General features: G+C 68.0%; 23 protein-coding genes. 12 read left to right on the forward strand and 11 right to left on the reverse strand.

Annotated features, from left to right (window positions below; all coding sequences use genetic code 11):
• Nucleotides 1–23: 23 nt before the first annotated feature.
• The 6 genes from WG902_RS03350 to WG902_RS03375 form a co-directional block, all read right to left on the reverse strand.
• A complete protein-coding gene (locus WG902_RS03350) occupies nucleotides 24–1,034 on the reverse strand; it encodes a Bug family tripartite tricarboxylate transporter substrate binding protein (protein ID WP_340058498.1) in 1,011 nt (336 codons plus the stop codon).
• A complete protein-coding gene (locus tag WG902_RS03355; protein ID WP_340058499.1) occupies nucleotides 1,031–1,909 on the reverse strand; it encodes a TauD/TfdA dioxygenase family protein in 879 nt (292 codons plus the stop codon). The genes WG902_RS03350 and WG902_RS03355 overlap by 4 nt, the downstream gene beginning before the upstream one ends.
• 9 nt (nucleotides 1,910–1,918) lie before the next feature.
• The gene (locus WG902_RS03360; protein ID WP_340058500.1) at nucleotides 1,919–4,732 is read right to left on the reverse strand and encodes a hybrid sensor histidine kinase/response regulator; all 2,814 of its coding nucleotides are present in this window, start codon (nucleotides 4,730–4,732) and stop codon (nucleotides 1,919–1,921) included.
• 32 nt (nucleotides 4,733–4,764) lie between these two features.
• Complete coding sequence (locus WG902_RS03365) at nucleotides 4,765–5,610, reverse strand: phosphate/phosphite/phosphonate ABC transporter substrate-binding protein (RefSeq protein WP_340058502.1); 846 nt, start codon at nucleotides 5,608–5,610, stop codon at nucleotides 4,765–4,767.
• Between the two features lie 14 nt (nucleotides 5,611–5,624).
• A complete protein-coding gene (locus tag WG902_RS03370) occupies nucleotides 5,625–6,344 on the reverse strand; it encodes a sulfite exporter TauE/SafE family protein (protein ID WP_340058503.1) in 720 nt (239 codons plus the stop codon).
• A gap of 309 nt (nucleotides 6,345–6,653) precedes the next feature.
• Entirely contained in the window at nucleotides 6,654–7,139 is a 486-nt protein-coding gene (locus WG902_RS03375; protein ID WP_340058504.1) for a hypothetical protein, read from the reverse strand.
• Nucleotides 7,140–7,218: 79 nt separating this feature from the next.
• Between WG902_RS03375 and WG902_RS03380 the strand changes: the two genes are divergently transcribed.
• Both WG902_RS03380 and WG902_RS03385 read left to right on the forward strand, forming a co-directional pair.
• On the forward strand, nucleotides 7,219–7,932 hold the full coding sequence (locus WG902_RS03380; RefSeq protein WP_340058505.1) for a YebC/PmpR family DNA-binding transcriptional regulator: 714 nt from the start codon (nucleotides 7,219–7,221) through the stop codon (nucleotides 7,930–7,932).
• Nucleotides 7,933–8,045: 113 nt separating this feature from the next.
• The gene (locus WG902_RS03385) at nucleotides 8,046–8,522 is read left to right on the forward strand and encodes a hypothetical protein (protein ID WP_340058506.1); all 477 of its coding nucleotides are present in this window, start codon (nucleotides 8,046–8,048) and stop codon (nucleotides 8,520–8,522) included.
• On the opposite strand, the gene WG902_RS03390 is transcribed toward WG902_RS03385, so the two are convergent.
• The 3 genes from WG902_RS03390 to WG902_RS03400 all read right to left on the reverse strand — a co-directional run bounded on the left by WG902_RS03390 (nucleotide 8,519) and on the right by WG902_RS03400 (nucleotide 10,789).
• Nucleotides 8,519–9,337 carry a GNAT family N-acetyltransferase gene (locus WG902_RS03390; RefSeq protein WP_445263650.1) on the reverse strand — a complete coding sequence of 273 codons (819 nt, stop codon included), beginning with the start codon at nucleotides 9,335–9,337 and terminating at the stop codon, nucleotides 8,519–8,521. The genes WG902_RS03385 and WG902_RS03390 overlap by 4 nt on opposite strands.
• Nucleotides 9,253–10,269, reverse strand: coding sequence for a hypothetical protein (locus tag WG902_RS03395; RefSeq protein WP_340058508.1), 1,017 nt, complete (start codon nucleotides 10,267–10,269; stop codon nucleotides 9,253–9,255). The genes WG902_RS03390 and WG902_RS03395 overlap by 85 nt, the downstream gene beginning before the upstream one ends.
• A gap of 157 nt (nucleotides 10,270–10,426) precedes the next feature.
• The gene (locus tag WG902_RS03400) at nucleotides 10,427–10,789 is read right to left on the reverse strand and encodes a collagen-like protein (protein ID WP_340058509.1); all 363 of its coding nucleotides are present in this window, start codon (nucleotides 10,787–10,789) and stop codon (nucleotides 10,427–10,429) included.
• Nucleotides 10,790–11,014: 225 nt separating this feature from the next.
• Here WG902_RS03400 and WG902_RS03405 point away from each other — a divergent pair, with 225 nt between their 5' ends.
• From WG902_RS03405 to WG902_RS03435, 7 genes are all read left to right on the forward strand, one after another.
• Nucleotides 11,015–11,779 (forward strand): HAD family hydrolase, encoded by a 765-nt coding sequence (locus WG902_RS03405; protein WP_340058510.1) that lies wholly within the window; start codon nucleotides 11,015–11,017, stop codon nucleotides 11,777–11,779.
• 117 nt (nucleotides 11,780–11,896) lie between these two features.
• Nucleotides 11,897–12,682, forward strand: coding sequence for an ABC transporter ATP-binding protein (locus WG902_RS03410; RefSeq protein ID WP_340058511.1), 786 nt, complete (start codon nucleotides 11,897–11,899; stop codon nucleotides 12,680–12,682).
• Nucleotides 12,679–13,395 (forward strand): ABC transporter ATP-binding protein, encoded by a 717-nt coding sequence (locus WG902_RS03415; protein ID WP_340058512.1) that lies wholly within the window; start codon nucleotides 12,679–12,681, stop codon nucleotides 13,393–13,395. Before WG902_RS03410 ends, WG902_RS03415 begins: the two co-directional genes overlap by 4 nt.
• A gap of 9 nt (nucleotides 13,396–13,404) precedes the next feature.
• Entirely contained in the window at nucleotides 13,405–14,265 is an 861-nt protein-coding gene (locus tag WG902_RS03420; protein WP_340058513.1) for a branched-chain amino acid ABC transporter permease, read from the forward strand.
• A 3-nt stretch (nucleotides 14,266–14,268) separates the two neighbouring features.
• A complete protein-coding gene (locus WG902_RS03425; protein ID WP_340058514.1) occupies nucleotides 14,269–15,282 on the forward strand; it encodes a branched-chain amino acid ABC transporter permease in 1,014 nt (337 codons plus the stop codon).
• A 37-nt stretch (nucleotides 15,283–15,319) separates the two neighbouring features.
• Nucleotides 15,320–16,510 carry an ABC transporter substrate-binding protein gene (locus tag WG902_RS03430; protein WP_340058515.1) on the forward strand — a complete coding sequence of 397 codons (1,191 nt, stop codon included), beginning with the start codon at nucleotides 15,320–15,322 and terminating at the stop codon, nucleotides 16,508–16,510.
• Nucleotides 16,511–16,637: 127 nt separating this feature from the next.
• Nucleotides 16,638–17,750 carry an extracellular catalytic domain type 1 short-chain-length polyhydroxyalkanoate depolymerase gene (locus WG902_RS03435; RefSeq protein WP_340058516.1) on the forward strand — a complete coding sequence of 371 codons (1,113 nt, stop codon included), beginning with the start codon at nucleotides 16,638–16,640 and terminating at the stop codon, nucleotides 17,748–17,750.
• A gap of 6 nt (nucleotides 17,751–17,756) precedes the next feature.
• Here WG902_RS03435 and WG902_RS03440 read toward each other — a convergent pair whose 3' ends face one another.
• Nucleotides 17,757–18,908, reverse strand: coding sequence for a Bcr/CflA family efflux MFS transporter (locus WG902_RS03440; RefSeq protein WP_340058517.1), 1,152 nt, complete (start codon nucleotides 18,906–18,908; stop codon nucleotides 17,757–17,759).
• Nucleotides 18,909–18,949: 41 nt separating this feature from the next.
• Nucleotides 18,950–19,843 carry a ketopantoate reductase family protein gene (locus tag WG902_RS03445; RefSeq protein ID WP_340059432.1) on the reverse strand — a complete coding sequence of 298 codons (894 nt, stop codon included), beginning with the start codon at nucleotides 19,841–19,843 and terminating at the stop codon, nucleotides 18,950–18,952.
• A gap of 106 nt (nucleotides 19,844–19,949) precedes the next feature.
• On the opposite strand from WG902_RS03445, the gene WG902_RS03450 reads away from it, so the two are divergent.
• The 3 genes from WG902_RS03450 to WG902_RS03460 are packed head-to-tail and all read left to right on the forward strand — an operon-like array spanning nucleotide 19,950 to nucleotide 22,695.
• A complete protein-coding gene (locus WG902_RS03450; RefSeq protein WP_340058518.1) occupies nucleotides 19,950–20,963 on the forward strand; it encodes a phosphotransferase in 1,014 nt (337 codons plus the stop codon).
• On the forward strand, nucleotides 20,960–22,237 hold the full coding sequence (gene eno / locus WG902_RS03455) for a phosphopyruvate hydratase (RefSeq protein WP_340058519.1): 1,278 nt from the start codon (nucleotides 20,960–20,962) through the stop codon (nucleotides 22,235–22,237). Before WG902_RS03450 ends, eno begins: the two co-directional genes overlap by 4 nt.
• On the forward strand, nucleotides 22,234–22,695 hold the full coding sequence (locus tag WG902_RS03460; protein WP_340058520.1) for an EVE domain-containing protein: 462 nt from the start codon (nucleotides 22,234–22,236) through the stop codon (nucleotides 22,693–22,695). The genes eno and WG902_RS03460 overlap by 4 nt, the downstream gene beginning before the upstream one ends.
• Nucleotides 22,696–22,778 lie beyond the last annotated feature (83 nt).

The following is a 22,778-nucleotide window of genomic DNA, read 5'->3' on the forward strand; positions in this document are numbered from 1 at the left end:
TTTGCAGGCGCTGTCGGCCGCGCTCAGGCGTCCAGCCGCAGGTGCGAATCGCGGATCACGCCTTTCCAGCGTGCGAGGTCGCCGGCGACTTGCGACTTGAAGATTTCGGGCGAACTCTTCACCGGCGTCGAGCCGGAGTTGAGCAACCGGGTGTGCACTTCGTCGGTCGCCAGCGTCTGCCGCAGCGCAGCGTCGAGCCTTGCAACAATGGAAGGCGGGGTCCGAGCGGGGGCCATGAGACCGACCCACGAGTTGATGTCGATGCCGGCCATCTCCTTGTAGCCCAGCTCGGCAAGCGCCGGAACACCGGGCAGCACGTGAGAGCGCTGGGCGCTGGTGACCGCCAGGCCCTTGAGCAGGCCGGCCCGTATGTCCCCGGAGGTGGCCGGCACCCCCGCCAGCATCAACGGGATCTGCCGGCCCAGCACCTGGGCGCGGGCGTCGCCGCCTCCCCGGTACGGGATATGCACGGCGAAGATGCCCAGGCGCTGCTTGAGCAATTCCATGGTGAGGTGGCCGGTGCTGGCGACGCCGGACGTGCCGTAGTCGTACACGCGGCTGCCCACGCCGGAGCCTATGGAACTGCGCGAGAGCGTGATGAACTCGCCGAAGTCGCGGGCCGGGAAACTCGGATGCGCCGTGACCAGCACAGGCGCGTCGACCACCTTGCCGATCATCGCGAAGTCGTTCACCGGGTCGAACCCGATGCCGGGATTGGCGGCAGGCAGCGTCACGTGCGTGCCGTCGAACGCCATCAGCAAGGTGTAGCCGTCGGGTGCGCTGGCCGCCACCGCTCGGGTCGCGATCGCGCCTCCGGCGCCCGTGCGGTTTTCCACCAGGACGCTCCTGCCCAGGATGTCTCCGAGGCGCGGCGCGATGAAGCGCGCGGTGATGTCCGCAAGGCCGCCGGGTGCCAGGCCCACGACCAGCCGGATCGGCCGGTCGGGATAGTTGTCCTGCGCCTGCGAAGACGCAGCGTAGCCGAATGCAGGTGCCGTTGCCAGTGCCCTGCTGAATGCGCGACGCGAAATCATGCTCTCTCCTCCTGTGCTGCCGCCGTGGGAACGTACTTGCCCTTGATCTGCGATCGATGCAGCGTCCGGAACTGGTCCGCTGGAAAAGCGTCGCGCCGGTGCATGGTCGTGAAGTTGTTCCACAGCACGACGTCGCCCAGCCGCCACTGGTGGCGCATCGTCACCTGCGGCGCCGTCGCGTAGCCCCAGATCTCGTCGAGCAGCGCCTCGGAGTCCTGCAGCGACAGCCCCGGGATGTAAGCGTTGCGCCGGCGCCCGAGGTACAAGGTGCGCTCACGAGTTTCAGGCTGCTCGATGACCACCGGATGCGGCGTGCCCGGCGAATGCATCGGGTCGTCGGTGGGCGTCACGCCCTTGCGCACATTGCCGCCGCTGTCGTAGGTGCCGTCGTGCTTGATCATGATGCGCTCGATGCGCTCGACCAGCTGCTGCGGCATCGAGCGCAGCGCGGCCGGCATGGATGCGAAGCACGTGTCGCCACCCGCATCCGGCAGCTCGATGGACCACAGCATCGACGCGAAAGGCGGCCGCGCAAGGTAGGACATGTCGGTATGCCATTGCGCCTCGCCGTCGCCGAGCGCGCCGATGGGCTCACCCGTCCCGTCCTTGCGGTTGGAAACCACGTACAGGTTCGGGTGCCCTGGAACGCTCTTTCGCCCGGCGCCCTGGTTGGGTGGCGGGTCGAGCTCACCGAGCATCGCGGAGAAACGTTCGAACTGCGGATTCGTCAGTTCCTGGTTCCGCAGGACGATCACGTGGTGCCGCTGCCAGATGGCGTACAGCCGCTCGAAGTCGCCCGCGGTGATGTTGGACAGCGAAACGCCTTCGACGCGGGCGCCGATGGCCGGGGTGATGGGGGTATACGCGATCGACATATCTTTCTTTCAGACCAGGCCCGGATTGCGCGGGGCGAGTGAAGGGTCCACCGATTTCGAACCGCCGCGCTCGCTCTTGCTGAAGCGGATGTTGGTGTAGCCCACCAGCGTTTCCGCGGTCAGCGCGGCCTGGACGCGGCCATGCTCGGCGTGGAGCATCGCGAAGATCCTGCGGGCTTCTTCGGTGTCGGAGCGGCGCGCCGACGCCTCGATGTCCTCGCAATACCGGCTCAGCACCCGCGCGCCCACGTACGCGCTGCTCGATCGGAGCGAATGAGCGGAGCGGGCGATCCCATGCGCGTCGTTCGCGTCCGCCGCCTGCTTCAGCGTCTGGATCAGCTTCGGCGATTCGACCAGGTAAGAATTGATCACGCGGGCGAGCAGGTCGGGTTTGCTGTTCAGGACCAGCTTGCCGAGTTGCTCCAGCGCTTCCCGGTCCAGGACTGCGGCCCCCTCGTTCGCCGCCGCCGCGGGCTGCGCGGCCTCGGCTTGCCTGGACGCCGACCGGGGGATCCAGCGATCGAGCGTTTCCTGCATCGTCACCCGGCTGAAGGGCTTGCTCAGATGGTCGTCCATGCCGGCGGCCAGGCAGTCTTCACGATCCTGCGCCATGGCGTTGGCCGTCAATGCGACGATGGGCACGCGCTTTCCGATCGACGAGCGCTCTCGGTCGCGGATCTGCTTCGTGGCCGCGAAGCCGTCCATCTCGGGCATGTGGCAATCCATCAGGATCAGGTCGAAGGCGGCTTGCGCGTGGGCATCCACCGCTTCCCTGCCATTGCCCGCGACTGTCACGTCGTAGCCGTGCATCTGCAGCATGCCGAGCGCGACCATCTGGTTGACGACGTTGTCTTCCACCAGCAGGATCTTGCCGCGAATTGCGGTCGGCGGCGTCGCCAGGGGCTCCAGGACGGCCGGCGCCGAGTGCGTCTCCTGCGGCTGGCCGGACATGACATTCACCAGGCAGTCGTACAGCACCGACTGGCGCACCGGCTTCTCGAGGCAGGCGTCGATATCCGCCCTGCCTGCGGCCCTGACATCCGCAAGGCGGCGGGTCAGGATGACCAGGCGCACCTTGGAGATGTCGGTGCGTGACCTGATCGTGCGCGCGAGCTTGAGGGAGTCCGCGTCCAACGACCCGAGGTCGATGACAACCATGTCGTAGGGAACGCTTCGTGCCGCGGCATTCTCCAGCAGCTCGATGGCCTGTGCCGGCGTTTCGGCGACCCGGTTGGTCATTCCCCAGTTGCTCATCTGCGACTGGAGGATGCCGCGCGTGACGGAGGTCGATTCGACGATGAGCGCGCGCACGCCCGTCAGCATCCCCAGCGGCACGGAATGGGAATCCTCATGCGATTGCCCGTTCTGCTTGTCGAAGCTGCAGGTGAACCAGAACGTGGCGCCGGCTCCGAGCGTGGACTGGACGTGGATCTGGCCGCCCATCATTTCCACGAGCTGCTTGCTGATCGCGAGGCCGAGCCCGGAGCCGCCGTGCTTGCGGGTCGTCGATCCATCGGCCTGCGAAAACTCGTCGAAGATCCGGGTTTGCGCTTCTTCGCTGATGCCGTCGCCGGTGTCGGTGACTTCGAAGCGTGCCGTGACCTTCTTGCTGTCCTCCGCGATGCTGGCCACGCGGATGACGACTGCGCCCTGCCGCGTGAACTTGATCGCGTTGCCCACCAGGTTGGTCAGCACCTGGCCCAGGCGCAGCGGGTCTCCCTTGACGTGGGTCACCAGGTCCGGCGGAATGCTGCAGGCAAGCTCCAGGCCCTGGAGATGGGCGCGCTCGGCAAGGAGCTCGACGATGTCCTCGATCGTCGTGCGCAGATCCATGTCGACATTCTCGAGCTCGAGCTTTCCGGCTTCGATCTTCGAGAAGTCCAGGAGGTCATTGATGATGTCGAGCAGGTTCGTGCCCGAGCGCTGCACGGTTTCGGCGTACTTGCGCTGGGTGCTCGTGAGCCCGGTTTCCAGCAGGAGCTCCGTCATGCCCAGGACGCCGTTCATGGGCGTGCGGATCTCGTGGCTCATCCTGGCGAGGAACGAGCTTTTCGCGTGGTTGGCCGCTTCCGCCGCTTCGCGCGCCAGGCGCAGCGCTTCCTCGCTTCGCTTGGTCGAGGCAAGCAGTCCCTCGATGTTGTCCGCCATGTTGTTGAACGCTTCGGCGGCCTGGACGACTTCCGGCGCGCCCGCGGCATCGATGCGCACCGCATGGTCGCCCCGGCTGAAGCGGTTCGCGCTTTCGGCCAGCATGCGCAGCGTGCCCAGATTGCCCCGGAAGATCAACCAGATGAACTGCAGCATCAGGAACAGCGTCACGGCCACGATCTGCAGCTGCTTGACGAACTGATGCCAAAGCCGGTTGTGCGCCTTGATGGACGACATCTCGGCGCTGAGCTCTCCGTAGCCCACCCCGCCCGCCGTGACCTCGAGACTTTGTCCGACGTGTTCGATGGCGGCGACGTTCGCGAACCAGCGCGGCGCGACGAGCACGTCCGGCGCGTCCTTGGCGACCAGCGTCTTGCCCTCCTTGTCGGTCCAGGAGAACTTGGCGATCTCGCCTTTCCTGACCTGGTTGGCCAGCAGCTGGCTGATCGCCGCGTATTCACCGATGAGCGCCTGGTCGGCAACCAGCGGCGCGAGGAAGGCCAGGGCTTCGGTCTGCTCGCGCAGCAGCCGGGCGGAATGCTCGGTCGCACCTTCGGCCACCAGCAGGACGGTCTGCACGCCGCCGCCGACGATGATCGCGATCCCCACGGCAACCATGAGGCGCGAAATCAACCCCCAGGACTTCCAGAATCGGATTCCGCGTATGTTCTTCATTCGCTTCCCCTCGGGTCTTCAGCGGCGCAGACTTATTTGACTTGCGTGGTCCTGTAGAACTTGCGGTAGTTGTCGTAGTCGACGTTCTCGGCGGCGACGAAGCCCAGCTCGCTGTTGCTCTTGAGCAGTTCGGCACCGGCCTCGAGGATCTGGCGGCCTGCGGGGTCCTTGACCATGTTGATGAACGCGGCCCTGACCGCGGCCACCTTGTTCGGGGGCACCTTGGGATTGGCCATGATGCACAGGTCCTGGTAGAGCTCCGAAGTCCAGAGCGCGCGGTACTCGAATCCCTCGCGGCGCGCGTAACGCGCCATGACCGAGCTGTTGACGCCAGCGGCCGCAACCTTGTTGATCTTCAGCTGTGCGGACGCGGCTTCCTGGTTGCCGGCGAACACGATCTTGGCGCTCACCTTGGCTTTCAGGAGCGCATCCAGCGGCAGCCAGTAACCGGCGAATGCGTCCGGCGATACGAAGGCGACTTCCTTGCCGTCCAGGTCCGCCAGCGTCTGGATCGGCGAATTCATCGGCACCACGATTTCCGACCGGATCCCGGGGCCGGCCGGGCGCGCGATGACCTTGTAGCCGAGGCGGTCGCGTGCCGGGGTAAAGAAATGGTTGGTGTAGAGGAAGTCGTACTTGCCCATTTCGGCCATGGCGTTGCCATCCTTGGCCGTCTTCGCCAGCTTCAGCTCCAGCGGCACCCCGCTTTGATTGCTCACGTACGTGAGAATAGGGTTCCAGTACTGCGCGGTCAGCGCGATGCTGCGCTGGTTCAGGACATTGAAGGCATACGCCTGCTCCGCAGCGGCGCCCGCCGAGTGCATGGCGGCTGCCATGGCCAGCATCGACACCGCATACCTGATTGCTCTTCCGACCATGACAAACCTCGCCATCAAATTGCCGCTTTCAGGAACAACATCGCGCCGTTCAGCACCAGCAGCGCGCCCACCACTTTCAACATGCCTTCACTGGTCATGTCCAGGTGGACCTTGTTGCCGATGTAGAGACCGATCGCCATGGGAGCGAGCCCCAGGAGATAGGCGATCTGGAGCTTGGGCTCGAGCAGGAGGCCGGCGAACAGGAACACCACGAGCCGGAATCCGCCGTCCAGCGCGAACAGCCACGAGAACGTGGAACGCACCTCCCCCTTGTCCAGGAGTCGGCGCGTCAGGTACATGATGTAGGGCGGGCCGCCGGTGCCGAACAGCGTGCCGGCGGCGCCGCCGGCCAGTCCCGCGGGGATCGCCCAGCCGCGCGACAACAGCCCCACGGGCTGCAGCCCGAAGATGTTGCGAAACCCGAAGAACATCGTGAAGGCTCCCAGCGCCACCAACACCGGCTGGGTCGGAAGACTCAGCAGGGCGAAGGCGCCGGCACAGGCGCCGATGATTCCGAACGGCAGCAATAACTTGATCTCGCGCCAGTTCGCCTTCTGCCGGTTGCTCGTGCCCAGCACCAGCGATGCCGTGAAGTCGAGCGCGAGGACGAGCGGCACTGCAAACTGGAGCGGCTGGGACAGCGCCAGCAGCGGTACGGAGATCAGGCCGGAACCGAAGCCTGTGATCCCGCGTATGAAGTACGCGCTCATCAGGATGCACAAGACCAATGTCATGTCAGCCACTGTCGGGTCCTTGAGTTAGAGGCTCGCGCCAAAGCGGATGCGCTCCTGGCTGAGCAGCAATCACTCCGTTTTACTTTTGTTTGCGGCCGCTATCCGCCGCGTTTGTATGCATTTGTATCTTAGCCCGCTGGATGTACATCGAGCTAGTCGCAACACGAGCGTGGCACCGCACGATGTGCTGTTGTTCCGGAATCAGCGACCGAGGGATGAAGCTTTGTTGTCGTCGCGAGACAATCGGCGCGCTCGATGCGCCCTTCGACCGGGGTGGGGCGCAAGTCCGCCAGGGTTATCTGCCTCAGGTCATGACACCCGCGCGCTGAAGCCCGCCTCCGCCCACGCCGATGCGCTGCTGCGCGTGAGCTTGAACGACGGCGGCACCTTCACTTCGGCCAGCACCGCGCCGTCCGCATCCATCGCACGCAGCGTCGCGGTCGGATTTTCCTCATCCGGCTCGATGTCCAGCAGCACTTCCACGCGAGCGCCCCGGTGGTCGATCTCCACGCGCTGGTGCAGGGTCGCGTGCAGTTGCTGCTCGTGCCTGCGGACGAACTCCGTTGCGGTCTTGACCAATGTGTGGAAGGCAGAGGTGTCCAGCGGCTTGGGATTCTTCTTGTCCCGGCCCATCGTCCAGGGTCCCACCAGCGCCGGCTCCACCTGGCCGTCCGGCGTCATGGCGACGGCCCAGCCGTCGTCATCGTCGTTCTTGATCACGCGCGCGGTCCAGCCGTTGTCGCGCCATAGCCTGGCTTCGGTGATCCTGTCGCCACTGTGTTCGGTTTCGCTCATGCGTCCATTGTCGGTGACGCCCCCGGAGAGCGCCGTCCCCGAATCTGAGAAACTTGCCTTTCACTTCAGGGACATCGACATGGGTGCGCAGTGGAAGGCCAAGGGCAAGGCGCAGGCCGCAGACGCCAGGGGCAAGCTGTTCGGACGGCTGGCCAAGGACATCATGGTGGCGGCGCGCGGCGGCGCGGACCCCGCCAGCAACTCCCGCCTGCGCCTGGTGGTGGAACAGGCCCGCAAGGCCTCCATGCCCAAGGACACGCTGGACCGGGCGATCAAGAAAGGCGCGGGGCTCACGGGCGAGACCGTGCACTTCGAGCATGTGGTCTACGAAGGCTTCGCGCCGCACCGCGTGCCGCTGATGGTCGAATGCCTCACGGACAACGTGAACCGCACGGCCCCCGAGATGCGCGTGCTCTTTCGCAAAGGGCAGCTGGGCACGTCCGGCTCGGTGTCGTGGGACTTCGACCACGTCGGCATGATCGAAGCGGAGCCCGCGAAGCCCGGGGCCGACCCCGAGGCGGCCGCGATCGAAGCCGGTGCGCAGGACTTCGAGCCGGGGGAAGAGGAAGGCACCACGCTGTTTCTCACGGACGCCACCGACCTGGATCTGGTCAGCCGCGCGCTGCCGGCGCAGGGCTTCACCGTGCTGTCCGCCAAGCTGGGCTACAAGGCGAAGAACCCGGTCGATCCGGCCAGCCTGGCGCCGGCGGAGCTGCAGGAGGTGGAAGCTTTCCTGGCCGCCATCGACGCGCATGACGACGTGCAGAACGTCTTCGTCGGCCTCTCGGGCTAGCCAGATCCCTACGCGCGCCCTTACAGCAGGTATCCTGATGTGAGTGCATCACCGACGGGCACGCGGCTCAAAGGCTTGCTGTAATCCTGCGGCCACGCCCCACAATGGCTCGCATGCCCCAAGAAGAAAGCATTGCAGCGTTACGCTCCCGGGTCACCGAACTGGTGGAGCAAGAAGGCGCATTGCTCACCCAGGCGTTCGAACTCAGCCGGGGCGGCGGTGACCGGCGCGGCGTCGACGCCCTGTTCGCGCGGGTCCAGGCGATCCAGGTGGAACGGAATTTCCTGAAGACGCGAATTGGCAACGTGCTGGGCACCCACCGCCTGCACGAGGCCCGCGAAGTGTGGAAGCCCGGTGTCTACGACTATTGCCGGGAAGTGGGTGGGGATGTCGTGCGGCTACGGGTGACGTCGGGTCCGCTTGGGCTGCAGGCGAAGCTGCCCCAGTACCGGGACCCCGTGAACATCGAAACGCTCCAGGGTACTTTCGACGGCCCCCTCGCCGTGGATGACGCGGCCGTCCACGAGGAGGCTTTCTCCGACGGGACGCCCGCCACGCCCCGCCGCGGGCGATCGGCCCGGAAAAGCTAGCCGGCCGGCGGCTGCAACAGGCGACGGCGGTAGCGCGGCGCCATGTCCTCCATGCGCAGCATCAACGGCAGGTCGGCGGTGCCGAAGGCCGTGTCGAGTGCCGGCGCCCCGATGACGCGCGCGCCGCAGCGCAAGTAGCCTTTCAGCAGCGGTGGGGCGACGGCTGGCCCCTCCGCTGCCCCCACATCGGGCAACGGATGATGCGGCGTGACATGCCAGCGCGAAGGGGCCAGGTGCGTGCGGCGCAGGCTGCGCCAGAGTGCTGCGGCATTGGCCCCGCCGTCGGCCATGCCGATGCTGGCGCACCCGATCATCGTCTCGAGCCGATGGCGCTGCATGTACGAGCCCAGGGCGCCCCACATCGCAAGGATCACGCTGCCACTGCGCCATGCCGGATGCACGCACGATCGCCCGAGTTCCAGGGCGCGGCGGCGCAAGGGCGCCAGAGGAGCCAGGTCGAATTCCGTGTCCGTGTAGTAGCCGCCGGCAGCGCGCGCACGCGCGGGCGGCAACACGCGGTACGTGCCGACCACGATGCCTGCGTCCGGCGGACCGGCGCGCACGATCAGGTGATCACAGAAGGGGTCGAACCGGTCCGCGTCCAGGCCGGCGGCGACACCCGCGGTGTCGAGACGCGCGCCCAACTCCCCGGCGAAGACCTGGTAGCGCAAGCGCTGCGCTGCGCTGACTTCCGCGGCATCCCGCGCCCATGCGATTTCCAGGTGGGGTGTCAATTGGAGGCCGGGTACCGTGCGATGAGCCGTTGCTGCCGGACGTTGAGCCGGGCCAGCGCGATGAGCGCCAGGGGGCGCCATCCTTCCCGGCGGCGCGCGGCCGCGATGTCGAAGAGCACCCGCTGCTTGGCGAAGATGATGGCGAACCCGCGCAACAGCGGCGTGCGCGGGTCCCACGCCTGGATCGCCTCGGAGCCTGCGCCGTTCACCTCCATGATGCGCAGGCCGCGGCCAGCGGCGAGTTCGCGCGTGCTTTCGAAGCGCACGTCGAAGCGGCCGAAATGGAAGTCCGGCATGTCGCGCGCGATCCCGTCGATGGCGCGGGTGAGCTCGGGGGTGATGAGGTGCTGTCCGTCCCGGTACAGCCCGCCCACCCGGGTCGAGCCGATCGTCGACAGCCTGACGACTTCGCCCGCGGTCGGCACATGGTTCGGGTCGTGGGTCCACTGGTGCCACCGGGATGCAACGCGCCGCGCCCGCCCATCCGCCGAAACGAGGTCACCGATGTTGCGCACGCCGTCGCCAGTGACGCGTGGAAACTCGCGCAAGGCCAGGCCGATGAGGCGACCTTCCCCGGAGTCGGGGTCCCGTGCATAGAAGATTCCCGCTTCGCCCTCCTGCGGCAGGTACTCCTGCAGGACAACGGTCTCGCCGCGCGGAAAGTGCTCGATGTACAGCTGCAGTTCGTCCCAGCTGTCGATGCGTCGCACCCCGTGCCCGCACAGGCCGAGGTCGGGCTTGGCGACCAGGGGAAAGCCGAGGCCGGCGCAGCGCATGCACGTCTCGATGGTCTCGCGTGAAAGACCTTCCTCCACGCGAAGCCCGCAGTGCCGCGCCGTGGCTGCGCGCGCCACGGGTCCCATCCCCACGAAGTATTCGAGCTTGCCTTCGCCCACCATGCCGCCCGCGGTGATGCGGGGGTTGGCAACGGTCGGCAGCGACAAGCTGCCATGCCGCAACCCGAGCCACAGCCACTGCACGACCAGGGGGATGCAGATGACCCACTTGGGCAACCGTTCCAGGGGACCTCGCATTTCAGCGAGCGGGACGGCCGGCAGTTCTTGCGGCGATGTGAGGTGGGAAAGCATGGCGTCAACTCAGAAGTTAACACCGCTCCACAAACCCTGCGCGCCGAGCCGAGGCTCGGGCGGCAGGCGCCTCAGCCGTCGATCAGCGTGCCGGCGTTGCGGGCGGCACCAGGATGACGGTGTCGCCCGTCCTGCCGCGCTGGCCCGTCGCACCCGTGTCACCGGTGGAGCCCGTCGCACCCGTGGAGCCGGTGGAGCCCGTGGAGCCCGTCGCGCCCGTGTCACCCGTGGAGCCCGTCGCACCCATCGTGCCGGTGCTGCCCGTGCTGCCCGTGCTGCCCGTGCTGCCGGTGCTGCCGGTGCTGCCGGTCGCGCCGGTGGCGCCTGCGGGTCCCGGTACGGCGATGACGGCAGGGGCGGGAGCCGGGGCCACCACCACCTCACGCTGGCATGCGGAGAGGGTCAGAGCCGCGAAGGCGATGGAGAAAGCTGCTGCGTATTTCATGGGAGTCCAGTCAAGTGCGAAAACTGGCGGCGCTCGCAGGAATGCAGAGCCGCAGTTCACGCCGCAGTCTGGTGGCTCGCACCATGCTGATCTGTACGGTGACGTACTTACCGCAGCCGGTCGAGCCAATTGGCGGCGTTGGCCTACATGGAAACGTCGGCCATCGCGCCGATCGCACTCCCGATGACTCCTTATGCTCGGGCCAAGCTGCCCAGTCATTGCACGATGCCCCTCGACCTTACCCGCATCCGCGCCCTCTGCTTCGACGTGGACGGCACCATCTCCGATACGGACGACCACATCGTCGCCCAGCTCGCCAGGATGCTGGACGCGGTGCCCGGAGTCAGCGGCCGGCGCAGCGAGCGCGTCGCACGGCAGGTGGTCATGGGACTGGAAACGCCGGTCCACGGCGCCTATGCGTTGCTGGACCGCCTGGGCCTGGATGTCCCCGTGTCACGCCTGCGCGAGCGCATCAAGGCCACCCGCCAACGGCAGGCAGACCCGGGCCACACCCGCAACCCCGAAGCCCTCGACGAAGTGCCGCACGAAATGATGGCGGGCGTCAAGGAGATGCTGGTCAAGCTCGCGGAGCACTACCCCATGGCGACCATTTCCACCGGCAGCGCGCCGAGGGTGGAGCGCTTCCTGGAGCACTACGGGGTGCGCGACCTGTTCAAGGCCGTCGTCGGCGCGCAGACCACCCGGCGGATGAAACCGCACCCCGAACCGCTGCTCTATGCGGCGCAGCAGATGGGCGTCGAGCCGGCCGCTTGCCTGATGATCGGCGACACCACCATCGACGTGCGCACCGGCGTGTCGGCGGGCGCGCAGACGGTGGGCGTGCTGTGCGGCTTCGGCACCGAACGGGAACTGCGCGACGCCGGGGTGGGCCTGGTCCTTCGCACCACGTCGGACCTGCTCGGCGTGCTGCAGCCCGCGCAGGACGCATTGGGCAAGACGGCCTCCCCGGAGCCCGAAATCCCGGGCTGATCGGCGGGTCGAGGAGTGTGCCTTGACGCGCAAGCGACAGGGCGCGGGGTTTCCACGGTAGGTGCCCGGCCCGACTTGGGCGCATAAGCACGGCTTGAGGAGACCGACTGCGGACCCATGCCTGCCAGCCCATCGCCAGCCCTGCTCGACGTCAGCGACGTCACCGTGCGTTTCGGTGGCATCACCGCCCTGGACCGCGTTTCGTTCCAGGTACGGCCCGGCACCATTGCAGGGCTGATCGGCCCCAACGGCGCCGGCAAGACCACGCTCTTCAATTGCCTGTCGCGGCTGTACACGTTCAGCGAAGGCCGCATCCTGTTCGAGGGCCGGCCGCTCACCGACCATGCGGCGCATCGTATCGCCTCGCTGGGCATCGGCCGCACCTTCCAGAACCTGGCGCTGTTCCGCACGATGAGCGTGGCGGACAACGTGATGCTCGGCGGCCACTGCCGCACCACCAGCGGTTTCCTGGCCAACGCGCTGCGGCTGCCGCGCGTGCGGCGCGAAGAGCAGGCGCTGGCCGCGCGGGCAGCCGAGACGATCCGGCTGCTCGACCTGTCCGCCGAAGCGCACCGCCCGGTCGCGGACCTGCCCTTCGGTTGGCAAAAGCGCGTGGAGCTGGCCCGCGCGCTGATGGCGCAGCCCAAGCTGCTGCTGCTCGACGAACCGGCGGCCGGCCTGAACCACGAAGAAGTGGACGTGCTGCGCGAGCTGCTCAAGCGCATCCGCTCCGAGCTGTCGCTGACCATCCTGCTGGTGGAGCATCACATGAGCCTGGTGATGCGCGTGTCCGACCAGGTGGTGGCCCTGGATTTCGGCAAGAAGATCGCGGACGGCACGCCAGCCGAAGTGCAGGCCAACGAGGACGTCGTGCGCGCGTACCTCGGGGTGGAGGAAGCATGACGGAGGCGTTGTTGCAGGTGCGCAAGCTGCACGCGCAGTACGGCCCCACGCGCGTGCTGCACGGCATCGACTTCGACGTGCGCACCGGCGGCATCACCACCATCCTCGGGGCCAATGGCGCGGGCAAGACGACCACGCTGCGGGCGATGTGCGGCATGGTCAGGACCGAGGGCGAGATCACGCTGGCCGGCCAGCGCATCGATGGCAAGGCCACCGAGGCCATCGTGCGCATGGGCGTGGCGCACGTGCCGGACGGGCGCGGCACCTTCATGCACCTGACGGCGGAAGAAAACCTGCGCATGGGCGCCTACACCCGGCGCGACCGGGCGCAGGTGGAAGCGGACTACGAACGGATCTACCAGTACTTCCCGCGGCTGCGCGAGCGCCGCAAGCAGCAGGCCGGCACGCTCTCCGGCGGCGAGCAGCAGATGCTGGCGGTGTCGCGCGCCCTCATGCTGCGCCCGCGGCTGCTGCTGCTGGACGAGCCCTCGTTCGGCCTGGCGCCGCGCATCGTGCAGGAGCTGTTCGCCATCTTCCGCGAGATCAACCAGAAGGAAGGCTCCAGCATGCTGCTGGTGGAGCAGAACGCCGCGCTGGCGCTCAAGCTGGCCGACCATGCGTACCTGCTCGAGACCGGCCGCGTGGTCATCTCCGGCAGCGCCGAATCCATCCGCAACGACGAGGCGGTGCGCCGCTCGTATCTCGGTTATTGAGGAGACCGCTTGGACCAGCTGCTGCCCCAAGTCCTGTCCGGCCTGGCCACCGGCGGCATCTACGCCAGCGTGGCGCTGGCGCTGGTGATGATCTACCAGGCCACGCACCTGGTGAACTTCGCCCAGGGCGAGCTCGCCATGTTCGCCACCTACATCTGCTGGTCGCTGCTGCAGGCCGGGGTGCCTTACTGGGTGGCCTTCGTGCTCACCGTGGTGCTGGCGTTCATCGGCGGGGTCGTGATCGAACGCGTGATCATCCGCCCGGTGGAGAACGCGCCGGTGCTCTCGGTGGTCATCGTCTTCATCGGCCTGCTGGTGATCTTCAACAGCATCGCCGGCTGGATCTACAGCTACACGATCAAGCCCTTCCCCAGCCCGTTCCCGTCGCAACCGATCTTCGGCATGAGCGCCCACGGGGTGGGTTCCGTCGCCGTGACCCTGGTGGTGTTGAGCCTGGTGTTCGTCTTCTTCCGCTTCACCCCGCTGGGGCTGGCCATGCGCGCAGCCGCGCAGAACCCGGTGTCGAGCCGGCTGGTGGGCGTGCGCGTCGGCTGGATGCTCGCGCTCGGCTGGGGCCTGGCATCCGCCATCGGCGCGGTGGCCGGGATGATGGTGGCGCCGATCGTCTTCCTCGAGCCCAACATGATGGGCGGCATCCTGCTGTACGCCTTCGCGGCGGCGCTGCTGGGTGGCATCGACAGCCCCGGCGGCGCGGTGGTCGGCGGCTTCATCGTCGGCGTGCTGGAAAACGTGGTGGGCATCTACCTGGGCACCGACCTCAAGCTGACGGTGGCGCTGGTCATCATCGTCGCGGTGCTGGTGCTCAAACCGTCCGGGCTGTTCGGCCGGGTTCATGTGGCGAGGGTCTGACGCATGGCCGATTTCACTCCCGCCGCAGCACCGAAGGCCGCCCTCAGCCGGCGGCAGGTCCTGGGCCTCGTCGTGCTGCTGCTCATCGCCTGCGCCCTGCCCTTCGTGCTGGGCAACTACCGGGTGTTCCAGCTCACGCTGGCGCTGGCCTACGCCATCGCGCTGCTCGGGTTGAACATGCTGACCGGCTACAACGGGCAGATCTCGCTGGGGCACGGCGCGTTCTTCGCGATCGGCGCCTATACGGCCGCCATCCTGATGGACAAGGCGAACTGGCCTTACTGGGCGACGATCCCGGTGGCCGGCGTGGTGTGCCTCGTGGCGGGCTTCCTGTTCGGCCTGCCGGCGCTGCGGCTGGAGGGGCTGTACCTGGCGCTTGCCACCTTCGCGCTCGGCGTGGCCATGCCGCAGATCCTCAAGCACAAGGGACTGGAACACTGGACCGGCGGCGCGATGGGCGTGGTGATCCTCAAGCCGGAGGCTCCCCCGGGCATTCCGCTGAGCCAGGACCAGTGGCTTTACTTCTTCACCCTGTTCTGGGTAGTGCTGCTGTTCTTCGCGGCGTGGAACCTGCTGCGCGGGCGGATCGGCCGTGCGCTGGTCGCCATCCGCGACCAACCCATCGCCGCGCAGGCCATGGGCGTGAACACCGCCATGTACAAGTCGCTCACTTTCGGCGTCTCCGCGCTCTACACCGGCGTGGCCGGCGCGCTGTCGGCCATCGCCGTGCAGTTCGCCTCGCCCGACTCCTTCTCCGTGTTCCTCTCGCTCACGCTGCTGGTGGGCGTGGTGGTGGGCGGGCTCGCTTCGATCTCGGGCGCCATCTACGGCGCGCTGTTCATCCAGTTCATTCCCAACATCGCCGACCAGATCTCCCGTGCCGCCCCCTGGGCGATCTACGGGGTGTTCCTGATCGGCCTGATGTACCTGATGCCCACGGGCGTCGCCGGCCTCGTGCGGCTGGTGCGCCACAAGCTGGCAAGGCGGCAAGCGCGCAGCGAGGCGCGCCCTCTGTGATGTGTGTGTCTCTGTCCTGGAACGAAAGGAAGCAACCATGAAAACCGTATCGAGAAGGCAGGTCCTGGGTGCGTCGGCGGCGCTGGCGCTGCCGGCGTTCGTGCGCGCGCAAGGCAAGGAGATCAAGCTGGGGCAGACCATGCCGTACAGCGGCCCGGCGTCGGCGTACGGCACCATCGGCCGCCTGCACCAGGCGTACTTCAAGATGATCAACGACGCCGGCGGCGTCAACGGCCACAAGATCAACCTGATCTCGCTGGACGACGGCTACAGCCCGCCCCGCGCGGTGGAGCAGGTGCGCAGGCTGGTGGAGCAGGAACAGGTGCTCGCCCTGTTCCAGACCCTCGGCACGCCCAGCAACACGGCGATCCACAAGTACGTCAACGCCAAGAAGGTGCCCCACCTGTTCGTGGCCACCGGCGCGACGAAGTGGAACGACCCGAAGAACTATCCGTGGACCTTCGGCTTCAACCTGAGCTACCAGACCGAGGGCGAGATCTACGCGCGCTACCTGCTCAAGGAAAAGCCCAATGCCAAGATTGCCATCCTTTACCAGAACGACGACTACGGCAAGGACGTGCTCGAAGGCGTGAAGGCCGTGCTGAAAGGGCCGAACGCGAAGATGATCGTCGCGCAGGCCACGTACGAAGTGACCGACCCCACGGTGGATTCGCAGATCCTCACGTTGAAGTCCTCCGGCGCCGACACCTTCATCAACATCACCACGCCCAAGTTCGCGGCGCAGGCGGTGCGCGCCGCCTTCGACACCGGCTGGAAGCCGCTGCACCTGCTGAACAACGTGGGCGCGTCGGTCGGCTCGGTGCTCACGCCCGCGGGCCTGGACAAGTCGGTGGGTCTTGTCACCGTCCAGTACTACAAGGACGCGACCGACCCGCAATGGAAGGACGACCCGTCGATGCTGGAGTGGCGCGCCTTCATGGGCCGGCACTACCGGGAGGGCAACGTCGACGACGCCACCAACATCTATGCGTACATCTCCGCGCAGACCATGGTGCAGGTGCTCAAGCAGTGCGGCAACGACCTGTCCACCGACAACATCAAGCGGCAGGCCGAGAACCTGAAGAACTTCAAGCCGGGGCTGCTGCTGCCCGGCATCGCGATGAACACGGGCCCGGCCGACCACGCGCCCGTTAGCCAGGCGCAGCTGTCCAAGTTCACGGGCAAGCAGTGGCAGTTGTTCGGCGAAGTCCTTGGTGGCGCAAGCTGACCAGGCGCGCTGACGACGCGAGCTGACAGCTTGCTGGCTCTGCCGCAATAAAGCAGGATCACGCCTTGTGATCCTGCCCTCCCGCCTGATATGGTGCAGTGCAACAACCATAAAGCAGGGAGAGGCCATGAGCAAGACGGCAGAAGTGATGGAGTGGGCGACCAGGCTCACCCGGCAGGGGCGGCTCGCGGAAGCCACGCGCTACATCCAGCAGGCCTTGGCGGGCGCTGTGGAGCGCCAACCTGGTGCGCCGGAGCCCGATCGACAAACCGCTGCGAACGATGTCGCCGATGTGCCGTACCGCGAGGTGGCGCGCCCGTTGCCTCGTGCGGAAGCGGGCGCGGCGACTGCGCCCCACCCGGAGCACGCGGCCTCGCAGCCGCACGCCGCATCCTTTACCGCGCATGTCTTCGCGCACGGCGGGCATCGCTGGCGCTACCGCCTGTATGAACCGGCCCGGCCGGACGCGGCCGCGCTGCTGCCCGTCATCGTGATGCTGCACGGGTGCAAGCAGGACTCCGAAGACTTTGCGCGCGGCACGGGCATGAACGAGGTGGCGGCGCGCGACGGTTTCCTGGTCGTGTATCCGGAGCAGTTGCGCAAGGCCAACCAGATGGGTTGCTGGAACTGGTTCGAGCCGCAGAACCAGAAGCGGGGCGCCGGCGAGCCGGCCATGGTCGCGGCGCTGGTCGCGTCGGTGCTCACCCTGCACGGCGGTGATCCGCAGCGCGTCTACGTCGCCGGGCTGTCGGCCGGCGGCGCGCTGGCCGCGACGCTCGGCGAGCTGTACCCGGACGTGTTTGCCGCGGTCGGCATCCATTCCGGCTTGCCACCGCGCGCCGCGCACGACGTGCCGTCGGCCTTCACGGCCATGCGCAAGGCGGCAGGCAGCGCCGCGGCTGCGCCTTCCTTGCTGCCGACCATCGTGTTCCATGGCAGCGCCGACAAGACCGTCGCGCCGGGCAACGGCGAGGCCGTCGTGCAGCGCCAGGTGGCAGCGGCAGCCGCGAGCGGCGTTCCGCTGCAGCGGCGCGAGGAGCACGTGGCTGGCGCGCGCGCGGCGACGCGCATCGAATGGGTGGACGCCGGCGGCAAGGCCATGGTCGAAAGCTGGAAGCTCACTGCCGGCCCGCATGCCTGGTCGGGTGGCCACGCCAGCGGCTCCTTCACCGATCCGCAGGGACCGAGCGCCTCGCAGGCGATGGCCGCGTTCTTCCTGCGGCACCGTCTCGGCGGATAGCGTCGCCTAGCGACGGCGGCGCAGCAGCCACTGCGCCGCGGCGCCGCAGGCGGTCCACGCCAGCATCAACAGCGCCAGGTTCACTTGCCCATCGTGCGGCACCAGGCCGACCGCAAACGCGCCGACGCCGCCGCTCACCTGCTGCAACAGCCCGCCGACCGCGGCCGCGGATCCCGCCAGCGCCGGCACCAGGCCGACCGTCGCGGCCAGCGTCGGCGGCGCCAGCAGCCCGTGCCCCACGCCCAGCAGCAACAGCGGCAAGGCCAGCGCAAGGGGGCTGCCTGCCCCGGCGAGTCCAAGCGCCAGCACCAGCAACAGGCCGCAGACCGTGAACACCTGGCCCAGGGCCATGATGCGGCGGTCGCTGCTGCCACGGATCAGTCGGCTCGTCCACAGGTTGCCGAAGATGTACGCGATGGGAATGCACATGATGTACCAGCCCACGCGTTCGGGCGTGACGCCGTAGGCTTTCAGCACGATCGGCGCTCCCCCCAGGAAGGTGTAGAAGGTGGCCGTGGTCGAAGCCAGCATGGTCACGTACAGCAGGAACCCCGGCTCACGCATCAACCGGCGGTAGCCGGCGAGCAGTTCGCGCAGTCCGCTCGCCTTGCCAGCGGTGTCCGGAGCCCGCGACGGCAAGCCCCGCCATGCGGCCAGCAGCAGCACGCAGGCCACCAGCGTCACGAGCACGAAGTTGGCGCGCCAGCCGAAGCGCACGTGCAGCTGGCCGCCGATCAACGTGGCCACCGGCGGGCACACGCCCATGGTCATGCCGATGAACGCCATCATCTTCGTGCGCTCGGGGCCGTCGAACAGGTCCTGCACCATCGCTCGCCCCAGAACCATGCCCGCGGCGGCGCCCGCGCCTTGCAGCACGCGCGCGAGCGTCAGCATGAGCAGGTTCGGAGCCAGCGCCGCTGCGAGTGAGCCCAGCATGGCGAGCATCAACCCGAGCAGCAGCAGTGGCTTGCGTCCCACCCGGTCCGACACCGCACCGTAGGCCAGTTGCAGGCCGCCGAACGCCACGATGAAGCCGCTGAAGGTCAGCTGCACCGCGGCCTGGCTGGCGCCGAATTCCGCCGGCCAGTCCTGCATGGACGGCAGCGTGATGGTCATGGCCAGCAGGCCGAAGGCCAGCTGCGAGACGAGGTTGGCCACCAGCCACCCCTGCCGTGGCGGCGTCGCGGCTGCGGGGCCGGTCAGCGCTTGCCTTCGAGCAGCTTGACCAGGGCCCACAGCACGCGATTGGCGGGCGTGGGGATGCCGAGCGCCTGGCCGCGGCGGACGACGTAGCCATTGAGGAAATCGATCTCCGTCGGCTTGCCGCGGGCGAGGTCCTGCGCGGTGGACGAGTACTGGGCCGGCATGCTCTCCACCAGCTTGCGCGTGGCGGCGTGCGGGTCCCCCGGGACCTCCACGCCGTCCGCCCTGGCGACGGCCAGGCATTCGTCCACCACGTCGTGCATCACGTCCCAGATGCCCTCGGACTGCACGTTCTTGCCGTAGGGCTGCTGCGCGATCGCCGAGACGGCGTTGTACGCGCAGTTGAGCAGCAGCTTGAGCCACAGTGCGCCACGGACGTTGGCCGAGACTTCGGTCGGCACGCCGGCTGCGACGAGAGCCTGCGCCACGGGCTCGCTGCCACGCGCGGGTTCGATCACCAGTTCGCCGCGGCCATGGTGCTTCAGGTGGCCGGGCCCGGCCATCTCGGTGGCCACGTACACCACGGCCGCCGCCACCGCATGTTCCGGCAGCACGGCGCGCAGCCGGTCTGCGTTGTCCACCCCGTTCTGCAGGCACAGCACCAGCGCGCCGGGGCGCAACAGCGGCCGGAGCTGGCGTCCGGCGGCCTCCGTGTCCATCGACTTCACGCAGAACAGGACCAGCTCGGCGTCGCGTGCCGCCGCGGGCTCGGTTGCTGCCTGCAGCCGGACGCGCTCGTCGAAAGTCTTCGTCTCCATGCGCAGGCCATCACGCGTGATGGCCTCCACGTGGGCCGGCCGGGCCACCAGGGTGACGTGGTGACCGGCCCGCGCCAGCATGCCGCCGAAGTAGCAGCCGACGGCGCCGGCGCCCATGACGACGACCTTCAGCGGGATGGGGGATGCGGTCACGGGATTCCTCTTCTTGCGCCCTGTGCAGGCCCGGAATGCTAGCGCACGATGTCGAAGCCGACGCGCCTTTGACCATAATCCATCCATGGCCCATACGGAACTCGCGGACGATGCGGCGGCGCTGCGCCGGATCTTCCTGGCCTTGGGCCTGGCGCAGCCGGACGAGGACGTGCGCGCCGTGGCATTGACGGGCGGGGTCTCGTCGGGCATCTACCGGGTGGATCTGGCGTCCGGCCGCTACTGCGTGAAGCAGGCCTTGCCCCGGCTGAAAGTGGCCAAGCATTGGGAAGTGCCCGTCGAACGGGTGTTCTCGGAAATCGCCTGGCTGCGCGCCGCGGCGGCCATCGTTCCGGGGCGCGTGCCCGCGGTGCTGGGGGAAGATGCCGCAACGCAGAGCTTCGTCATGCCGTTCCTGGGCGACGAGTACCGCAACTGGAAGTCGGAACTGCTCGCCGGACGCATCGACGTGTCGCTGGCCCGCTTCGTCGGGGACGTGCTGGGCCGCATCCACGCGTCCACCGCCGACGATGCCGAACTGGCCGTGCGCTTTGCCAACGACGCCCATTTCCACGCCCTGCGGCTGGAACCCTACCTGCTGGAGTGCGCGCGGGAGCACCCTGCGCTGGCCGCTACGCTGCTGGCGCTGGTGGAGCGCACGGCTTCGACGCGGAGGGTCCTGGTGCACGGCGACGTGAGCCCCAAGAACGTGCTGGCGGGCCCCCACGGGCCGGTGCTGCTGGACGCCGAATGCGCGTGGTTCGGCGACCCCGCCTTCGACGTCGCCTTCTGCCTCAACCACTTCCTCCTGAAGGCGGCGCACCTGCCTGCCCACGGCCGCGCGCTGATGAATGCTTTCCATGGCTTCGCCCATGCCTATTTCGCGCATGTCCACTGGGAGTCGCCTGCGACGCTGCAGGAGCGCATTGCCACGCTGCTGCCCGCGCTGGCGCTGGCCCGCATCGACGGGAAATCCCCGGTCGAATACCTGTCCCGGCCGCAACGCGACGCCGTGCGCAGTCATTCCATCGCGCTGCTGCAGCAGTCCCCCACCTCCCTTGAAACCGTCGCGGTCCGCTGGGCCCTGGAATTCGCCGCATGACCATCCAGCACGTCCACGCCCGCCGCATCTGGGACTCGCGCGGCCGCCCCACCGTCGAAGTCGAGGTGGCCAATGCGGACGGCACGCTGGGCATCGGCATCGCACCGGCGGGCGCATCGCGCGGCACGCGCGAGGCCGCGGAACTGCGCGACGGCGGCACCCGCTTTGGCGGCCGCGATGTGCAGCAGGCGCTCGCGGCCGTGCAGCGGGAGATCGAACCCGCGCTCGCCGGCCGCGAAGCCGCGGACCAGGCGGGGATCGACGCAATGCTCATCGCACTGGACGGCACGCCCGACAAGTCGCGGCTGGGCGGCAACACCCTGATCGCCACCTCGCTGGCGGTGCTGCATGCAGCCGCCGCGCAGGCGCGCCAGCCGCTCTGGCAGTACCTGGCGCAAGGGCGGCCGGTGCAGCTGCCGCTGCCGCAGGTGCAGATCTTCGGCGGCGGCGCGCACGCCGGACGCCGCGTGGACGTGCAGGACTTCATGGTGATCGCCACCGGCGCCGAGTCCTTCGCGCACGCCATGGAGATGACCGCGGAGGTCTACCGCGCCGCCGGCGAGCTGATGGCGCAGCGCGGTTCGCTCGCCGGCGTGGCGGACGAAGGCGGCTGGTGGCCGAGCTTCGCGCGCAACGAGGACGCGCTGGACGCGCTGGTGGCCGCGATCGAGAGGGCGGGCTACGTCCCGGGCGGCGAAGTGGCGATCGCACTGGACATTGCCGCGTCCGAATTCGGTCACGGCGGCCGCTACCGGTTGGCGCTGGAGAACCAGGAGCTGGACTCCGACGGCCTGTGCGAGCGCCTGGTGGGTTGGGTCGACCGCTATCCGATCGTCTCCATCGAGGACCCCCTGGCCGAAGACGACGAAGCGGGGCTTGCCGCGTTCACCCACGCCGTCGGCCATCGCGTGCAGGTGGTGGGGGACGACTACCTGGTGACCAATGCAAGCCGGGTGCGGCAGGCGGCCGATCGCGGCGCGTGCAATTGCGCCCTGATCAAGCCCAACCAGGCTGGCACCATCACCGAAACGCTCGCGGCATTGCAAGCCGCGCAGGAGCGAGGCTATGCGACCATCGTCTCGGCGCGCTCCGGCGAGACGGAAGACGTGGCCATCGTCCACCTGGCGACCGGCTGGAACGCCGGACAACTGAAAGTCGGCTCCTTCGCCCGCTCGGAGCGCATGGCGAAGTGGAACGAAGGCATCCGCATCGAGTCACGCGCCGGCGCGCCGGCGGGCTTCCGGGGACGCGCTGCACTGCGGGGCAAGCAATGAATTACTGGCTGATGAAATCCGAACCGAACGAAGTGTCGGTCGATGACGCGCTGGCCGCGCCGCAATCCACGGTCCCCTGGACCGGCGTGCGCAACTACCAGGCGCGCAATTTCATGCGTGATGGCATGCGCGTGGGCGACGGCGTGCTCTTCTACCACTCCAGTTGCGCCGAGCCCGGCATCGTGGGCATCGCGCGCGTGGCATCCACGGCCTACCCCGACCCGACGCAGTTCGACCGCAAGTCGCCGTACCACGACCCCGCATCGAAGAAGGAAGAACCGCGCTGGGTGCTGGTGGACGTGCAGGTGGTGCGCAAGACGCGCAACCTCGGGCTGCCCGAACTGCGCGCCGATGCGCAACTGCAGGACCTGGTGGTGCTGCGCAAGGGCAATCGGCTGTCGATCACGCCGGTGGAGGCGAAGCACTGGAAGCGGATCATGAAGCTGCTGGAGGCGTGACGCAGGCACGGCGGGGTCGCTGCGCGAACCCGCCCTACAAAACGCAGCGGTCCCTGCGTAGGGCGGGTTCGCGCCAGCGACCC

The organism is Ramlibacter sp. PS3R-8, assembly GCF_037572435.1.
GTDB lineage: Bacteria > Pseudomonadota > Gammaproteobacteria > Burkholderiales > Burkholderiaceae_C > Ramlibacter.

Excerpts from the sequence above, each read along its gene's own strand:
- WG902_RS03390 (WP_445263650.1), bottom strand. The coding sequence starts at position 9,337 with ATGGCGCCCCCTGGCGCTCATCGCGCTGGCCCGGCTCAACGTCCGGCA.
- WG902_RS03460 (WP_340058520.1), top strand. The coding sequence starts at position 22,234 with ATGAATTACTGGCTGATGAAATCCGAACCGAACGAAGTGTCGGTCGAT.
- WG902_RS03350 (WP_340058498.1), bottom strand. The coding sequence starts at position 1,034 with ATGATTTCGCGTCGCGCATTCAGCAGGGCACTGGCAACGGCACCTGCA.
- WG902_RS03365 (WP_340058502.1), bottom strand. The coding sequence starts at position 5,610 with ATGGTCGGAAGAGCAATCAGGTATGCGGTGTCGATGCTGGCCATGGCA.
- WG902_RS03410 (WP_340058511.1), top strand. The coding sequence starts at position 11,897 with ATGCCTGCCAGCCCATCGCCAGCCCTGCTCGACGTCAGCGACGTCACC.
- WG902_RS03425 (WP_340058514.1), top strand. The coding sequence starts at position 14,269 with ATGGCCGATTTCACTCCCGCCGCAGCACCGAAGGCCGCCCTCAGCCGG.
- WG902_RS03405 (WP_340058510.1), top strand. The coding sequence starts at position 11,015 with ATGCCCCTCGACCTTACCCGCATCCGCGCCCTCTGCTTCGACGTGGAC.
- WG902_RS03385 (WP_340058506.1), top strand. The coding sequence starts at position 8,046 with ATGCCCCAAGAAGAAAGCATTGCAGCGTTACGCTCCCGGGTCACCGAA.
- WG902_RS03355 (WP_340058499.1), bottom strand. The coding sequence starts at position 1,909 with ATGTCGATCGCGTATACCCCCATCACCCCGGCCATCGGCGCCCGCGTC.
- WG902_RS03430 (WP_340058515.1), top strand. The coding sequence starts at position 15,320 with ATGAAAACCGTATCGAGAAGGCAGGTCCTGGGTGCGTCGGCGGCGCTG.
- WG902_RS03400 (WP_340058509.1), bottom strand. The coding sequence starts at position 10,789 with ATGAAATACGCAGCAGCTTTCTCCATCGCCTTCGCGGCTCTGACCCTC.
- WG902_RS03370 (WP_340058503.1), bottom strand. The coding sequence starts at position 6,344 with ATGACATTGGTCTTGTGCATCCTGATGAGCGCGTACTTCATACGCGGG.
- eno (WP_340058519.1), top strand. The coding sequence starts at position 20,960 with ATGACCATCCAGCACGTCCACGCCCGCCGCATCTGGGACTCGCGCGGC.
- WG902_RS03375 (WP_340058504.1), bottom strand. The coding sequence starts at position 7,139 with ATGAGCGAAACCGAACACAGTGGCGACAGGATCACCGAAGCCAGGCTA.
- WG902_RS03360 (WP_340058500.1), bottom strand. The coding sequence starts at position 4,732 with ATGAAGAACATACGCGGAATCCGATTCTGGAAGTCCTGGGGGTTGATT.
- WG902_RS03450 (WP_340058518.1), top strand. The coding sequence starts at position 19,950 with ATGGCCCATACGGAACTCGCGGACGATGCGGCGGCGCTGCGCCGGATC.
- WG902_RS03415 (WP_340058512.1), top strand. The coding sequence starts at position 12,679 with ATGACGGAGGCGTTGTTGCAGGTGCGCAAGCTGCACGCGCAGTACGGC.
- WG902_RS03380 (WP_340058505.1), top strand. The coding sequence starts at position 7,219 with ATGGGTGCGCAGTGGAAGGCCAAGGGCAAGGCGCAGGCCGCAGACGCC.
- WG902_RS03435 (WP_340058516.1), top strand. The coding sequence starts at position 16,638 with ATGAGCAAGACGGCAGAAGTGATGGAGTGGGCGACCAGGCTCACCCGG.